The sequence below is a fragment of the Aeromonas australiensis genome, from assembly GCF_000819725.1.
GTDB lineage: Bacteria > Pseudomonadota > Gammaproteobacteria > Enterobacterales > Aeromonadaceae > Aeromonas > Aeromonas australiensis.
Genome location: NZ_CDDH01000093.1, coordinates 1 through 14,494, shown reverse-complemented (window position 1 = coordinate 14,494; position 14,494 = coordinate 1). Strand labels below are relative to the sequence as shown.

The following is a 14,494-nucleotide window of genomic DNA, read 5'->3' as shown; positions in this document are numbered from 1 at the left end:
GGGTTTGTCAGCAGTCTGAAGGGAGCCGCTGGCTCCCTTGTTGTTTCAGGCTCAACCTGCGGCTTATCGTTTGCCATCGGTGATATGGACAAAGCGGTTGTCACTGCCCTCGTTGAGGCGACTGTGCCAGAATTTTTCGTTCGAAGAGCTCTTGGTGACAAGAGGAGCGCTATATCACCCTTCATGATCGATCAGCCCTTTATTAACAAAGAGATAATTAGAACGAATTACCTGCGTGTTCACAGTCTCCCCCCCTGCATTATCGATAGAATGCACCACGCTGGCATACCCATAACAAGAGAATCCAACAATGAAAACCACCCTCAAACTGAGCGCGGTGGCAGTTATCTTTTTGCTGTCCGGCTGTAACGACAACAACTCTCAGGCCCCCGGTGATCTCACCCTGCGGCTGATCGAAACCTCTGATATCCACTCCAACCTGCTCGGTTATGACTACTACCAGAACAAGCCGGATGCCTCGCTGGGTTTTTCCCGCACCGCAGTGCTGATCCGCAAGGCCCGCGAAGAGAACGCCAACAACTTGCTGATCGACAACGGCGACCTGATCCAGGGCACCCCGCTGGCCGACTATATCCACGACCAGCAGGTCAAACAGCAGTGGCTGAGCAAGCAGACCCACCCTGCCATCAAGGCGCTCAACACCATGAGCTATGATGTCGGCAACCTGGGCAACCACGAATTCAACTTCGGTCTCGACTTCCTCGCAGAGACCCTGAAAGGGGCCAACTACCCCTACATCAACGCCAACGTCTTCCAAGCCGATGCCTTCAGCCGTGATGGCAAAGGCACCATCGACTGGAACAAGCAGAAGTTCAAACCCTACGTGGTGCTGGATCGTCAGGTGAAGGATGCCAACGGCAATACCCAGACCATCAAGGTCGGGGTGCTGGGGCTGACTCCACCCCAGATCACCCTGTGGGACAAACGTAATCTGGAAGGCAAGGTGGTGGTGGCCGATATGGTCGAGACCGCCGAGCACTATGTACCCGAAATCCGCGCCAAGGGCGCTGACATCGTCGTGGTCGTGGCCCACACCGGCATCATAGGTGACCCGCGCGAACCCATGATGGAGAACGCCGCCCTGCCGCTGGCCAAGGTGAAAGGGATCGATGCCCTGCTGCTGGGCCACGCCCACCGCACCTTCCCGGGCGACTACCCCAACATGACCGATGTGGACAACGAGAAAGGCACCCTGGCGGGTGTACCGACCGTGATGCCGGGCGTCTGGGGCAATCACCTCGGCATCATCGACCTGCACATGACCTGGAAAGAGGGTCGCTGGGAAGTGGCCTCCAGTCAGTCCCAGCTGCGCAAAATCGACAGCAGCGCCAGCAGCACCGAAGATCAGGCGGTGGTCGATCAGGTCATTGCCGAGCACGAGCAGGCAAACCAGTGGCTGGACGAGCCCCTCAGCAAGATCACCAAGCCAATCCACAGCTTCTTCGCGCTGGTGCAGGATGACCCCTCCATCCAGATCGTCAGCGACGCCCAGCTGTGGCACGCCCAGAAACTGCAACAGGATGGTCAGCTCAAGGAGAAATGGCCCATCCTCTCCGCCGCCGCGCCATTCCGTGGCGGTCGCAACGGTCCGACCGACTTCACCTATGTACCGGCTGGCGATATCTCCCTGCGCAACGTGGCCGACCTCTATGTCTACCCCAATACCCTGCAGGTGGTCGCCATCAATGGCGCGACCGTACAGGAGTGGCTGGAGAAGAGCGCCGTCCAGTTCAACAAGATCGATGCCGCCAGCACCGCTACCCAGTGGCTGGTGAACGAGAAGTACCGCACCTACAACTTCGACGTGATCGACGGTGTGAACTATCAGGTCGATGTGACCAAACCCGCCCGTTACGATGTGGATGGCAACAAGGTGAGCGACAGCTATCGCATCACCAACCTCACCTATCAGGGCAAGGCAATCGACCCGGCCCAGATGTTCTACGTGGTGACCAACAACTACCGCGCCAGCGGTGGTGGCAACTTCCCGGGCATCAACGCCAAGGTGATCGTCCATGAAGATCAGTTCGAAACCCGCGAAGTGCTCTCCGAATACCTCAAGGATCTGGCAGAGAAGAATCCGGCCGGTTTCGAGCCCCCGGCAGACAACAACTGGCAGCTGGCCCCCCTGCCTGCCAATCTGGATCTGCGCATCTACAGCTCGCCACGCAGCGAGGCGCAAGCCCTGACCGGTGGCAAGCTGAACTATGTAGAGACCCTGCCACCCACCGATGCCAAACACCCCGGCTTTGGCGTCTACAAGCTGGTGCTGGCACCCTGATCCTCAGGACTAATCTGGCAATCACCTCTGCAACCCCCTCCCGATACGAGGGGGTTTTTGATGCTTCTGGCAGAGGGGGCAGCTCTTGTACGCCAGCCGCTACCCGCAGCAACTCGCGCAGCCCCTTTATCCCTTCACGCCATCGCCTCCCTCTATCACACCATCCAGATCCCGGCAGGTCTGCCCCATCCCGCTCATAAAAAACAGGCCCACCGAAGTGGACCTGCTGTTATCTGTGTGATCGAGAATATCGCAATAAAAGGCGCTACTCCCGTTCCTTCACATAGGGTGTACCAAGCGCCTTGGGCGCCACCGCACGGCCGATAAAACCGGCCAGCAGGAACACGGTCAGGATGTAGGGCAGTGCCTCGATGGCTTGCACCGGGATCGGGAAGTCACCAATGCTGACCCCCTGCAACCGGATGGCGACCGCATCGAGGAAGCCGAACAGCAGGCAGGCTGCCATGGCACTCCAGGGACGCCACTTGCCAAACACCAGCGCCGCCAGCGCCATAAAGCCCTTGCCCGCACTCATGTTGGGGATGAACTGGGCCGTTTGGGCCACCGCCAGATAGGTACCGCCGATACCGGCCAGCAGGCCGCCGATGATGAGAGCGGTGTAGCGCATCCGTACCACTGAGATACCGGCGGTATCGACTGCTGCCGGTGCCTCACCCACCGCCCGCAAGCGCAGACCAAAGCGGGTGCGGAACAATACCCACCAGGCCAGCGGCACGGCGGCAAACGCCACATACTCCAGCAGGGAGTGACCGCTCAACAGCTCGCTGTAGAGCTGGCCAATCACCGGCACATCCCACAGCTCCTTGGCATAGGGCAGATCGATGGGGGCAAACCGTGCCGCGCCGGAGAGTGCCGGTGTCTGGCCCCCCTGATCGAACCAGTAACGGCCCAGCGTCACGGTCAGACCGGCCGCCAGAATGTTGATGGCCATGCCGCTCACCACCTGATCACCGCGGTGGGTGATGGTGGCAAAGCCGTGCATCAGGGCGAACAGGATGGAGACACCCACCCCGGCACCCAGACCTATCCAGGCAGAACCGGAGACCGCCGCCGCCGCACCACTGGCGAACGCCGCCGCCAGCAGTTTGCCTTCCAGCGCGATGTTGACCACCCCGGAGCGCTCGCAAAACATGCCCGCCATGGCAGCCAGAATAAGCGGCGGTGCGGTACGGATGGTCGCATCCAGCATCAGGATCAGAATTTCAAACATGATCAGACTCCTTTAGCTTGCGCGGCTGAGCGGTTGGCAAACGCCAGATAGAGCTGCTCGATGCGCGGACGCATCATGTGCTCAAGGGCGCCACAGAACAGGATCACCAGACCCTGCAACACCACCACGATGTTGCGGTCGACACCGAACTCGAAGCTGAGCTCGGCGCCCCCCTGATAGAGGAAGCCGAACAGCAGGCTGGCGATGATGACACCGACCGGGTGGTTGCGCCCCATCAGCGCCACCGCGATACCGGTGAAGCCGAACCCTTCCACGAAGTTGAGCTTGATTTGGTGCAGCTCCCCCTGCAGCACGTTGAGGGCAAAGAAGCCCGACAACATGCCGGAGATGACCATGGCCAGGATCACCACCTTGGGATAGGAGATACCGGCGTAGGCGGAGGCGCTCTGGCTGGCGCCGACCGAGCGGATCTCGTAACCCCAGCGGGTGTGCCAGATAAAGACCCACACCAGCGCCGCACAGATCAGCGCCCAGAAGAAGCTGATATTGAGCGGGCTGTTGGGGATCTCCATCCCGAACAGGCTCGCCAGCCCGCTCATCTTGGGCAGCCAGCTTGCCTCGGCAAACACCTTGCTCTCGGTCGCCATCGAGCCGGGCGGCTTGAACACCTCCACCAGCAGATAGGCCATCAGGGAGGCGGCGATAAAGTTGAACATGATGGTGGTGATCACGATATGGCTGCCGCGCTTGGCTTGCAGCCAGGCAGGAATAAAGGCCCAGGCCGCGCCGAACAGACCACCGGCAATGATGGAGAGCGGCAACAGCAGGGCAAACGGCAGCACATCACCCAGGGTCAGACAGACTAGCCCCACCCCCAGACCACCGATATAGGCCTGACCTTCCCCACCGATATTGAACAGCCCGGCGTGAAAGGCGACCGCCACCGCCAGACCGGTGAAGATAAAGCCGGTGGCGTAGTAGAGGGTGAACCCTATCCCCTCACCGGTACCGAACGCGCCGTACCACATGATCTTGGCGGCATCGACCGGGTTGATGTCGAGGTAGTAGAACAGAATGGCCGACACCAGGAAGGCCAGCAGGATGTTGACCGCAGACAAGACGCCCACGGAGACCCAGGCAGGAATACGTACTTGACTCATCAGTGGGCCTCCTTGGCAACTTCGTCCGGCACTATGTTCGCCATCATCAGACCGATAGTGCGCTCATCCGCCTTGGCACCATCCAGCTCGCCGACGATGCGACCGTCGGCAATCACCAGAATCCGGTCTGCGAGGCTCATGATCTCGTCCAGCTCCACCGAGACCAGCAGCACCGCCTTGCCCTTGTCGCGCATGGCGATGATCTGCTGATGGATATACTCGATGGCGCCGATGTCGACCCCGCGGGTCGGCTGGCCGATCAACAGCACATCCGGGTCCTGCTCCACTTCACGGGCGATCACCAGCTTCTGCTGGTTGCCACCGGAGAAGTTGGCGGTCTTGTGATCGGGATGGGGCGGGCGCACGTCCCACTTCTCCATCTTGGCCTGACAATCCTGCTGGATCGCCCCCTTGTTCTGCAGCCACCCCTTGTTGTATTGCGGGCGGCGGTGATAGCCGAGAATAAAGGCCTCTTTCGCCTCGAAGCGGTTGATCAGCCCCATCTTGTGGCGATCTTCCGGCACATGGCCGAGGCCGTAGTTGCGCACCAGCTCGGGATCGGCCGGGTGCTCAGCGCTCACTTTGTGCACGCCGCTGCGGCTGCTGATGGTGAAGCTGCCCTTGCTCGGCTTGAGAATGCCGCCAAGCAGACTGAGCAGTTCGGACTGACCGTTGCCGGAGACCCCGGCGATGCCGACCACTTCACCGGCCCGCACCTCGAAGCTGACCGATTTGACCCGCTCCACCTTGCTGGCGTCGACGTAGCTGAGCCCTTCGATCTTCAACTTGGCGTCACCGGGCTGGGTTGGCCCCTTGTCGACCTTGAGCCGCACCTTGCGACCCACCATCAGCTCGGCCAGCTGCTCCTTGTCGGTATCCTTGGTAGCGACATGGGCCACCATCTCGCCACGACGCATGATGGAGACCTGATCGGTAATGGCCAGGATCTCCCGCAGCTTGTGGGTGATCAAGATGATGGTCGCCCCCTGGTCCCGCAGCTGTCTCAATACGGTGAACAGGTGATCCGCCTCTTGCGGAGTCAGTACCCCGGTCGGCTCATCGAGGATCAGGATGCGGGCACCGCGATAGAGCGCCTTGAGAATTTCGACCCGCTGTTGCAAGCCAACCGGCAGATCTTCGACCTTCTCGTGCAGCGGCACCTCGAGGCCATAATCCCGCGCCAACTCCCCCAGCAGCTTCTCTGCGGCCGCCACGCTCTGGCGCAGGTGCCAGCCGTTCTCGGCACCGAGGATGACGTTCTCCAATACGGTAAAGTTGTTCACCAGCATGAAATGCTGGTGAACCATGCCCACCCCTGCGGCAATCGCATCTTGTGAGCCATGGGGTTTGAAAGGATTCCCGTCGATCAGCATCTCGCCTTTATCGGCGTGGTAGAAACCATAAATGATGCTCATCAGGGTAGATTTTCCGGCGCCGTTTTCGCCGACAATGCCGTGGATACTGCCTTTACGAACCTTAAGGTCGATTCGCTTGTTGGCGTACACTTCGCCAAAGCGCTTATCGATACCCCTCAATTCGATGGCATAACGATCTGTCTGGTCCATGATGCAGCCCTGCGTGTCATGACATAAGACTAAAAACCGGCCCGTGCGGGCCGGTGGTGCGTTGAGAGTCGTAGCAGCAACTTTCTAATTAGTATTTGCAGGTGTTGTCGCTCATGTAGTCATGAACCTGAACCTTGCCTGCAATAATGTCAGCCTTGATGGCATCTACCTTGGCTTTCATTTCCGGGGTGATCAGCTTCTCGTTGTCCTTGTCGAGCGCCCAATCCACACCGCCTTCGGCCAGCCCCAGGTTCTTGATACCCGGCTTCCACTCACCTTTGGCAGCGTCATCCCAGGTCTGGTAAGCGGCCAGACCCACAGACTTGACCATGGAGGTCAGCATGGTGCCCGGTTGCAGGTGGTTCTGGTTGGAGTCCACACCGATGGCGAACTTGCCGCTGTCCTTGGCGGCCTGATAGACACCGATACCGGTACCGCCAGCTGCGGCATAAACCACGTCAGCACCCTTGGCGAACTGGGACTTGGCCAGCTCGGCACCCTTGGCCGGGTCAGCAAACGCCGCCGGGGTAGAGCCCGCCATGTTCTGGTACACCTCGATCTTCGGATTGACGTACTTGGCACCCTGCTCGTAACCGCACTGGAATTTGCGGATCAGCGGGATATCCATGCCGCCCACGAAGCCGACTTTGCCACTCTGGGAGGCGATGGCCGCCAGTGCCCCCACCAGGAAGGAACCTTCATGCTCCTTGAAGATGACGGACTGGACGTTCGGCTTGTCGACCACCATGTCGATGATGGTGAACTGGGTGTTGGGGAATTCGGTCGCCACCTTCTCTACTGCCGAGCCCATGTTGAAGCCGACCGCCACGATCGGGCCATTGCCACGGCTGGCCAGACGACGCAGCCCCTGCTCGCGCTGGGCTTCGTTCTGGGGTTCGAACTCCCTGACCTTAACCCCCTTGTCCTTGTTGTAGAGCTCGACGCCATTACGGAACACGGCTTCGTTGAATGATTTGTCATACTTGCCCGCGGTGTCATAGATCACAGCCGGCTCGGAAGCGGCCTGAGCAGAGAGAGCAGCGAGAGTGAGGGAGGCCAGGGTGGCCAGCTTGAGCACTTTAGTCACGATCGTATCCTTGATTGTTATTAAGTGAGGGAACTTGCTTGCCTGTCACAACAGGTCATTTAGCACGCAGGCTTACTCTAAGTCAGCCCAGATGCGGGTCAAGCAGATGATAAGGGAAAAACGTTTGCGCTAACGATTTGAATGACAGTGAAAAAACCATATAAGCATCTGTTTTTTAGATCTTTTTTGGATTTTTACGCTAAAAAACCCAGACTCAAAATGACATTTTCCATATTATTCATGAAGTTAGCGTAAAACGTTTTCCCTCAGTATCACCTCAAGCTTTAGGTAAGCCCGTGATCCGGCTCGCAAAACTACGCTGACCTGTTTTGCAGTTAAGGCCCCTCCTCACTCTGGTCGTCATAACAAAACGTCATACATCTGAAACTTCGGCTATCTCACAATTCATCAATAGGCGGGATCCAGATCAATATGAAAACCATATGAGCCCCTGTATGATGCTTACCGCACGGGCTCAAACGCAACTAACAATAATGTCAATTGAGTACTGCATATCAATCCATGCCACTCTCTCCTATCTGGCTTCCTCAGCTTGGTACAGATGGCATATGTATCGTTGTTTCAGGGAAATAAAAATGAAAAAAAATGTTCTGGCTTTATCGGTTGTGGCAGCGTTATCCAGCTTGGCACTGGCAGGTTGTGGCGGTGGTGGCGATGGTGCCAGCACAGATAATGGCAATAACAGTGGCAATGGTGGAAACGCCACCAAACCTGCGTTGAGCGCCACCTTTATTGATAGTGCAGTAGCAGGTTTGAACTACACCTGCGGTAGCTACAGTGCGCTGACCGATGAGAAAGGCGAGTTCTTCTTTAATGATGGCGATACCTGTGCCTTTAAACTCGGCTCAATCCTGCTTGGGGAAACTCAGGTTAAAAAAGGTCAGACCCTGGTGACCCCCTACACCATCGCCGAGAAGGGTGACAAGGCTCGCGCCATTCGTATCGCCGCCCTACTGCAAACCATGGATGACGACAACGATCCTGCGAACGGCATCAAGCTGAAGCCTGATGTCATCGCCAAGCTGGGCAATACCATCCGTTTTGACAGCGATGACGCTTTTAATACCAGCCTGAATGAAGCACTGAAACAGGCACAGCTCGACAAAAAAGTGGTTGATACCAAAGCTGCTGAAGCACATATGAATGCCTCGCTGGCAGTGATTAATGGTCAATCAGTTGCCGTCAACAAGGTACTCACCGATCTGCTGACGCTGACCGATCTGAAAACCTTGCATGTGGAAGATAAGCTCAAGGAGTACAAGAGCACGCTGCAGGCCGAGACCACAGACACAGGCAAAACCGATCGCCAGATCGTGCTGGCCATGCTGGCCATGCTCGAAGTAACCAACGACCCTGTTGTTGCAGAACGCTTGGGCTTTGCCTCTTCTGAGATGGGCGTTAATTACAGCACCAACCTGGCTAAAGTGATCGATGTCATTATCCACACACCATACTCCGCCTCCATGGCCTTTAGTCTCAAGGGTGGCAAAGGATATACCCATGACGTAGCCAAGCTGATGGGGGCCTATGCCGATAGTATGGACAAGGTCGCCGCCACCCTGGCCGATATCCAGGACCCGGGTTACAGCGCAATCTATGGTGACAACGATGCGATTACCCTCAATTTCGACAGCGCCAAGGCCCTACGCGCCTCAGCGATGGCGATAGCATCGGCACTCAATATTGCCGCCTCCTACCAATACGGCCCGGATAATGCGTATGCAACCCAGCAAGAAGAGGTGACCTTGCCTCGCATGCATATCAAGCAAAGCTGGGGGCAGCAATTCCATACCACTTATGAAGAGAGCGCCAGCACCTTCAAGACCCAGTTCAGCCAGATGGATATCGAGCCAGATGTGCTAGTGGCACATACGGACTTCTTCCGTCTGACCAATGAGGCCAAGGCTCGGTTGGCCAAGGCCAAGGCACAGTTAAAGGATGCGGTAGACATTGCACTGACCATCGATCAGAGCAAGCTGGACGAATCGCTGACCCAAGATGAGATCGATTCCAATGCCGCAACCCTGAAGCAGTTTGCCGACCATTTCTCGGGCAAGGCGCCCACTATCCAGTGGGAAAGTATTGAGACTAAGTACGTAGACACCGGCATGGGCTGGGAGCCCAAAGAGGTGGGCGTCAAATTCAACATCAACGTTATCCCATTCTTTGACGAGATGCTGGATCGCAGCGATTTAACCATCAAGGTATCTGGCAACTGTGCTGTGGGTGTGCGGGATGCCGATCTCTCCAAGGCAATGGGAGAGCCCATGTGCCTGATCTCGAGCAATGAATTCAAGGCGCTTCATGCCCAAAACGATTACGGTGCACTCAAGTACATCGGCTGGATGCAGGAAGATCAAGACAGCCACACTAGCATCTACGCCAAGGGAGTTGGCTATGACTGGTCAACCCAAATGACACCGGTAGCTGGGTCGACCTTTGACAAAGTCTTTGTATCTTGTACCGATCTGGATGGAAACAAGGTCAGCTGTGCCGATCAGCTGTAAACAATGCAGAGCGCTCCTGCTGGGGGCGCTCTTTTTGCTGATACCGACGGCACAAGCTGCCGGTATGTTGGCACGCTACAAGGATTATCGGGAGCGTGTCTTCGATCGTCAGGGTCAATTGCAATATCAATTAACCACCCGTGAATATGTACAGCGGATGCCCGATGGGCGTCCGTCACTGTCCAGTCTCTTTGCGTTGCGAGAGATGCAACGCGAGTCACTGCAGCTCAAGCTGGGTACCTTGATGGTGAATGATGTCATCGTGCACTTCCAGCATGGGTATTATCAAGATGGCCAACTCATGATGGGCGACACGGAAGTGACCTTACCTGAAGGCCGTTTGCACGCAGCAGTACTTCGTTTTGATCCCGTCCATCGGGCGCTGGATTCCCCACGCGCCATGTTATTGAGCTTTTCGGGTAATGTATTGGGCCAATATCGAGATTATCATCGCTCCCTTCGTTGATCCTGCTGGTTGGTCTCTGGCGGCTCAGGCCGTATAATCCCCGCCTGTATAAATAAACAGGAGTGGTGATGGACGTTTCAACCCTGCTCGACGGGCTCAACGACAAGCAAAGAGATGCAGTTGCGGCGCCCCGCAGCAACCTGCTGGTGCTGGCCGGTGCCGGTTCGGGCAAGACCCGGGTACTGGTGCACCGTATCGCCTGGCTGATGCAGGTGGAACGCTGTTCACCCTTCTCCATCATCGCGGTCACCTTTACCAACAAGGCGGCGGCCGAGATGCGCGGCCGGGTCGAAAAGGTGATCGGCGACGGCGTGCGCGGCATGTGGATCGGCACCTTTCACGGTATCGCCCACCGATTGCTGCGGGCCCACCATCTGGATGCTGGCTTGCCGCAGGATTTCCAGATCCTCGACTCCGACGACCAGTACCGGCTGATCCGCCGGGTGCTCAAGGCGCTCAACCTCGACGAGAAGCACTGGGCCCCGCGCGCCGTGATGGGCTACATCAACGGCAAGAAGGACGAAGGCCTGCGCCCCGGCGACATCGACCTCTACGGCGACCCCGTCACCCGCACCTATCAGCAGATCTACAAGACCTATCAGGAGACCTGCGATCGCTCCGGTCTGGTGGACTTCGCCGAGCTGCTGCTGCGCGCCCACGAACTGTGGCTCAACAAGCCGCACATCCTCGAGCACTACCGCGACCGCTTCCAGAACATCCTGGTGGACGAATTTCAGGATACCAACGGCATCCAGTACGCCTGGCTGCGGATGCTGGCGGGCAACAGCGGCAAGGTGATGACCGTCGGCGACGATGACCAGTCCATCTACGGCTGGCGCGGCGCCAAGATCGAGAACATCCAGCGCTTCCTGACCGACTATCAGGGCGCCGAGACCATCCGCCTCGAACAGAACTACCGCTCCACCGCCAATATCCTCAAGGCCGCCAACAGCGTCATCGCCAACAACGCCGAACGCCTTGGCAAGGAGCTGTGGACCGAGGGGGCCGAGGGCGACCCGATCTCCCTCTACGCCGCCTTCAACGAGGTGGACGAAGCCCGCTTCGTGGTCGGCCGCCTCAAGGATTGGAAGGAAAAAGGGGGCCTGTTGGCCGACTGCGCCATCCTCTATCGCTCCAACGCCCAGTCGCGGGTGCTGGAAGAGGCGCTGATGCAGGACGCCATGCCGTATCGCATCTACGGTGGCCTGCGCTTCTTCGAGCGGCAAGAGATCAAGGACGCCATGGCCTACCTGCGGCTTATCAACAACCGTGGCGACGACGCCAGCTTCGAGCGGGTGGTCAACACCCCGACCCGCGGCATCGGCGATCGCACCCTCGAGATCCTGCGCGGCAACGCCCGCGATCAGGGGCTCAACCTGTGGCAATCGGCCAAGGCGCTGCTCAATGACAAGGTGCTGACCGGTCGCGCCGGCAATGCGGTGCGCGGCTTTGTCGAGCTGATCGACGCGCTGGAGGAGCAGGTCTCCATGCTGCCGCTGCACCAGCAGGCGGATATCGCCATCCAGAACTCCGGCCTCAAGACGATGTATCTGGCGGAAAAAGGCGAGAAATCCCAGGCGCGGGTAGAGAACCTGGACGAACTGGTCACCGCCTGCCGCCAGTACCAGCGCCCGGACGAGCTGGAGGATATGAGCGATCTCTCCGCCTTCCTCGCCCATGCGGCGCTGGAATCCGGCGAGAATCAGGCGGACGAATATGCCGACGCGGTGCAGCTGATGACACTGCACAGCGCCAAGGGGCTGGAGTTCCCGCTGGTGCTGCTGGTCGGCGTCGAAGAGGGGATGTTCCCCAGCCAGCAATCCACCGAGGAGTCGGGCCGGCTGGAAGAGGAGCGCCGCCTCTGTTACGTCGGCATGACCCGCGCCATGGAGAAGCTCTACATCTGTTATGCCGAGAGCCGCCGCATCTACGGCCGCGAGATGTTCCACAAGCCGAGCCGCTTTATCCGCGAAATGCCCGCCGAGTGTCTGGAAGAGATCCGGCTGCGCACTCAGGTCAGCCGCCCCACCCAGTACGGCCGCTTCAGCCAGAACGAGGTGCAGCAAAGCTTCGACGCCAGCGGCATCAAGCTTGGCCAACGGGTGCTCCATCCGAAATTCGGCGAAGGGGTGGTACTCAACTTCGAAGGGGTCGGCCAGCAGAGTCGGGTGCAGATCCAGTTCGACGACGTCGGCGCCAAGTGGTTGGTGACGGCATATGCCAGATTGGAAGCGCTTTGATTTTTCCCGCCTTTTGATACAACCAACCCGGCTTAGGCCGGGTTGATTGTTTACAATAACAACAGTTATGGAATAATATTTACCAATTAAAAAATGGAAAAATCTGTGGTTCTAGATTAAACATAACTTCACCAATAAATAACTCACAAATCCATTATGATTTTCTTTGACAGACTACTTATGAAAAAGTGTTTAAAAAAAATCTTTGAATGCCCAATAAAGTCTACAACATGTATATTTTTTATATTATTGATTGTCATTGTAGGTATATCACTTGGTTGGAATCACCTTAACAAATTGATCTTCCCTAATACTGTTATTGGTCTTTATGATAAAGATATGTGGAAGGATCTATTGATTTCTCTTCATGGCTCTTTGCTGGATCTTTCAGTTGTTGGTATTCTTATATTCTGGTTAGATTCCCGTAGAAACAAAATGTCTGAAATTAGGAAGCTTGAAGAAGAAATAAGTGACTATGCTACTTTAGATAACCCGGAGATAAACATTAAAAAGCAGGGTAATATTAAGCGACTTCATGGCCTTGGCATTCACTCTATCAATGTTCAAAATCTCACACTTAATAATTTAAATATAAAAAATGTAACATTTAAAAAATCAAATATAATCGACCTAAAATTAAAAAATGGGGTTTTATCTGATTCAAAATTCTTTGAAAATGAAATGAGATCTTCCAGCTTCGAAAATTCCAAGCTAAAGGCCATAGTTTTCAATAATTGTAGCATGTATAAATCTATTTTTATTGACGCGGTGTGCAAAGGCGCAATTTTCGAAAAAACTAATCTAAGCGAAGTTAATTTCGAACGCTGTGATTTGCAAAGCGCAAATTTTCATGAAAGTAAGATTTATAACGCGAACTTCACAGGTGCAAACCTTCGACAGTGTTCTTTCAAAAAGACTGAAGGTATCAATGTTTCAGAAATAGCTAAAGCAAAATGTGTTGACTATATACACATGTCACCAGAATTATTGAAGAAGCTCTATATGCTTAGGCCAGATATGAAGCACCAAGCAAAAGTGCTGGATGGCTTTCGGACTGAGGGAATTGAACCCTCTGACACCCACTAGAAGTAGGTGCTGACCCGCATCTGTCCCATCGAACTTTAAGGTCCCAATGGTAAACTAATGTTTAGTATCACTCAATAGGATTGTAGGTTCGATTCATGTACAGGACCTTAAGCGTTGAGCCTCTTTAAAACGCCTTCCAAGGTCCTATTTTGTATCGATCTTCTCTGCTTGGTTCGGCAGGCGTTCTTGGCCAAATAATCAAGGCCGTAGGTTCGATTAGCGAAGCGTAATCGGACGATCGCGTAAGACGTTCGCGTAATCGGACGCTTACAACAGAACAATCATGTTAGGGGTTTACTCCAATCCCCCCTGCACCCCATCTACCGACCCGCACCAATCCGATGGATAGACGCCGCTCGCCACGTAACGATGGAAGGTGGAATACGGCCAATCGGCCACCCGCGTGACATGACCATGTTTGAGCGGGTTTATATGGACGTAATCCATATGGTGGCGGTAATCCTGCTCATCCCGGATCAGATGCTCCCAATAATGGCGTTGCCAGATGCCCCGCTCCCCGTGGCGTAACCGGGTCTGGCTGCGCCGCTCATTGACCGGCAAGGCGCGGGAAAAGTGGCTTTTGATCAGCCGCCAACGCAGGGGGAAATCGGTGTCCCCCTCCGGCAAAGAGAGAATGCCGAAAAATCTGGGACAACCACCTTTTTGATGGGCATTTCAAAAGAAATCTGGGACACCCAAAAGAAATCTGGAGAAATCTGGGACACCCACCTTTCTGACAAGGGCAAATCTGGGACACCGGCAAATCTGCAAATCTGGGACACCCACCTTTTCGACAAAGACGTAGCAGGGATTGTCAGACCATGGAGGCTTGCCCCAGCATCCACAGCTCGACCTGATATCAATGCAA

Annotated in this window: 12 protein-coding genes; 7 read left to right on the top strand and 5 right to left on the bottom strand. The window is 56.0% G+C overall.

Translation table 11 applies throughout. From position 1 onward, the window contains the following. Both BN1117_RS19745 and BN1117_RS16130 read left to right on the top strand, forming a co-directional pair. Window positions 1–369: hypothetical protein (locus BN1117_RS19745; RefSeq protein ID WP_209435248.1), on the top strand; the 369-nt coding region annotated here is incomplete at its 5' end. Continuing rightward, entirely contained in the window at window positions 311–2,302 is a 1,992-nt protein-coding gene (locus BN1117_RS16130) for a bifunctional 2',3'-cyclic-nucleotide 2'-phosphodiesterase/3'-nucleotidase (RefSeq protein WP_040099031.1), read from the top strand. The genes BN1117_RS19745 and BN1117_RS16130, both read left to right, overlap by 59 nt. A gap of 265 nt (window positions 2,303–2,567) precedes the next feature. On the opposite strand, the gene BN1117_RS16125 is transcribed toward BN1117_RS16130, so the two are convergent. The 4 genes from BN1117_RS16125 to BN1117_RS16110 all read right to left on the bottom strand — a co-directional run bounded on the left by BN1117_RS16125 (window position 2,568) and on the right by BN1117_RS16110 (window position 7,306). Continuing rightward, window positions 2,568–3,533: an ABC transporter permease gene (locus BN1117_RS16125; RefSeq protein ID WP_040099029.1), complete on the bottom strand. Its 966-nt coding sequence runs from the start codon at window positions 3,531–3,533 to the stop codon at window positions 2,568–2,570. A 2-nt stretch (window positions 3,534–3,535) separates the two neighbouring features. Then, window positions 3,536–4,654, bottom strand: coding sequence for an ABC transporter permease (locus BN1117_RS16120; protein WP_040099028.1), 1,119 nt, complete (start codon window positions 4,652–4,654; stop codon window positions 3,536–3,538). Next, window positions 4,654–6,219 (bottom strand): ABC transporter ATP-binding protein, encoded by a 1,566-nt coding sequence (locus BN1117_RS16115; RefSeq protein ID WP_040099026.1) that lies wholly within the window; start codon window positions 6,217–6,219, stop codon window positions 4,654–4,656. Before BN1117_RS16115 ends, BN1117_RS16120 begins: the two co-directional genes overlap by 1 nt. 88 nt (window positions 6,220–6,307) lie before the next feature. After that, the gene (locus BN1117_RS16110) at window positions 6,308–7,306 is read right to left on the bottom strand and encodes a BMP family lipoprotein (RefSeq protein WP_040099024.1); all 999 of its coding nucleotides are present in this window, start codon (window positions 7,304–7,306) and stop codon (window positions 6,308–6,310) included. Between the two features lie 596 nt (window positions 7,307–7,902). Here BN1117_RS16110 and BN1117_RS16105 point away from each other — a divergent pair. From BN1117_RS16105 to BN1117_RS16090, 4 genes are all read left to right on the top strand, one after another. Further along, window positions 7,903–9,834 (top strand): hypothetical protein, encoded by a 1,932-nt coding sequence (locus tag BN1117_RS16105; protein WP_040099022.1) that lies wholly within the window; start codon window positions 7,903–7,905, stop codon window positions 9,832–9,834. 64 nt (window positions 9,835–9,898) lie between these two features. Continuing rightward, window positions 9,899–10,300, top strand: a complete 402-nt coding sequence (locus BN1117_RS16100; protein ID WP_156130022.1) for a hypothetical protein — start codon at window positions 9,899–9,901, stop codon at window positions 10,298–10,300. Window positions 10,301–10,368: 68 nt separating this feature from the next. After that, entirely contained in the window at window positions 10,369–12,540 is a 2,172-nt protein-coding gene (gene uvrD / locus BN1117_RS16095) for a DNA helicase II (protein ID WP_040099018.1), read from the top strand. A gap of 180 nt (window positions 12,541–12,720) precedes the next feature. Next, entirely contained in the window at window positions 12,721–13,626 is a 906-nt protein-coding gene (locus BN1117_RS16090; RefSeq protein WP_167334829.1) for a pentapeptide repeat-containing protein, read from the top strand. A 294-nt stretch (window positions 13,627–13,920) separates the two neighbouring features. Here BN1117_RS16090 and BN1117_RS19170 read toward each other — a convergent pair whose 3' ends face one another. Continuing rightward, entirely contained in the window at window positions 13,921–14,253 is a 333-nt protein-coding gene (locus BN1117_RS19170; RefSeq protein ID WP_280136006.1) for an REP-associated tyrosine transposase, read from the bottom strand. Window positions 14,254–14,292: 39 nt separating this feature from the next. Here BN1117_RS19170 and BN1117_RS19740 point away from each other — a divergent pair. After that, the coding region (locus BN1117_RS19740; protein ID WP_209435247.1) for a hypothetical protein at window positions 14,293–14,494 on the top strand (202 nt) is incomplete at its 3' end.

Excerpts from the sequence above, each read along its gene's own strand:
- uvrD (WP_040099018.1), top strand. The coding sequence starts at position 10,369 with ATGGACGTTTCAACCCTGCTCGACGGGCTCAACGACAAGCAAAGAGAT.
- BN1117_RS16105 (WP_040099022.1), top strand. The coding sequence starts at position 7,903 with ATGAAAAAAAATGTTCTGGCTTTATCGGTTGTGGCAGCGTTATCCAGC.
- BN1117_RS16115 (WP_040099026.1), bottom strand. The coding sequence starts at position 6,219 with ATGGACCAGACAGATCGTTATGCCATCGAATTGAGGGGTATCGATAAG.
- BN1117_RS16120 (WP_040099028.1), bottom strand. The coding sequence starts at position 4,654 with ATGAGTCAAGTACGTATTCCTGCCTGGGTCTCCGTGGGCGTCTTGTCT.
- BN1117_RS16125 (WP_040099029.1), bottom strand. The coding sequence starts at position 3,533 with ATGTTTGAAATTCTGATCCTGATGCTGGATGCGACCATCCGTACCGCA.
- BN1117_RS16090 (WP_167334829.1), top strand. The coding sequence starts at position 12,721 with ATGAAAAAGTGTTTAAAAAAAATCTTTGAATGCCCAATAAAGTCTACA.
- BN1117_RS16130 (WP_040099031.1), top strand. The coding sequence starts at position 311 with ATGAAAACCACCCTCAAACTGAGCGCGGTGGCAGTTATCTTTTTGCTG.
- BN1117_RS16100 (WP_156130022.1), top strand. The coding sequence starts at position 9,899 with ATGTTGGCACGCTACAAGGATTATCGGGAGCGTGTCTTCGATCGTCAG.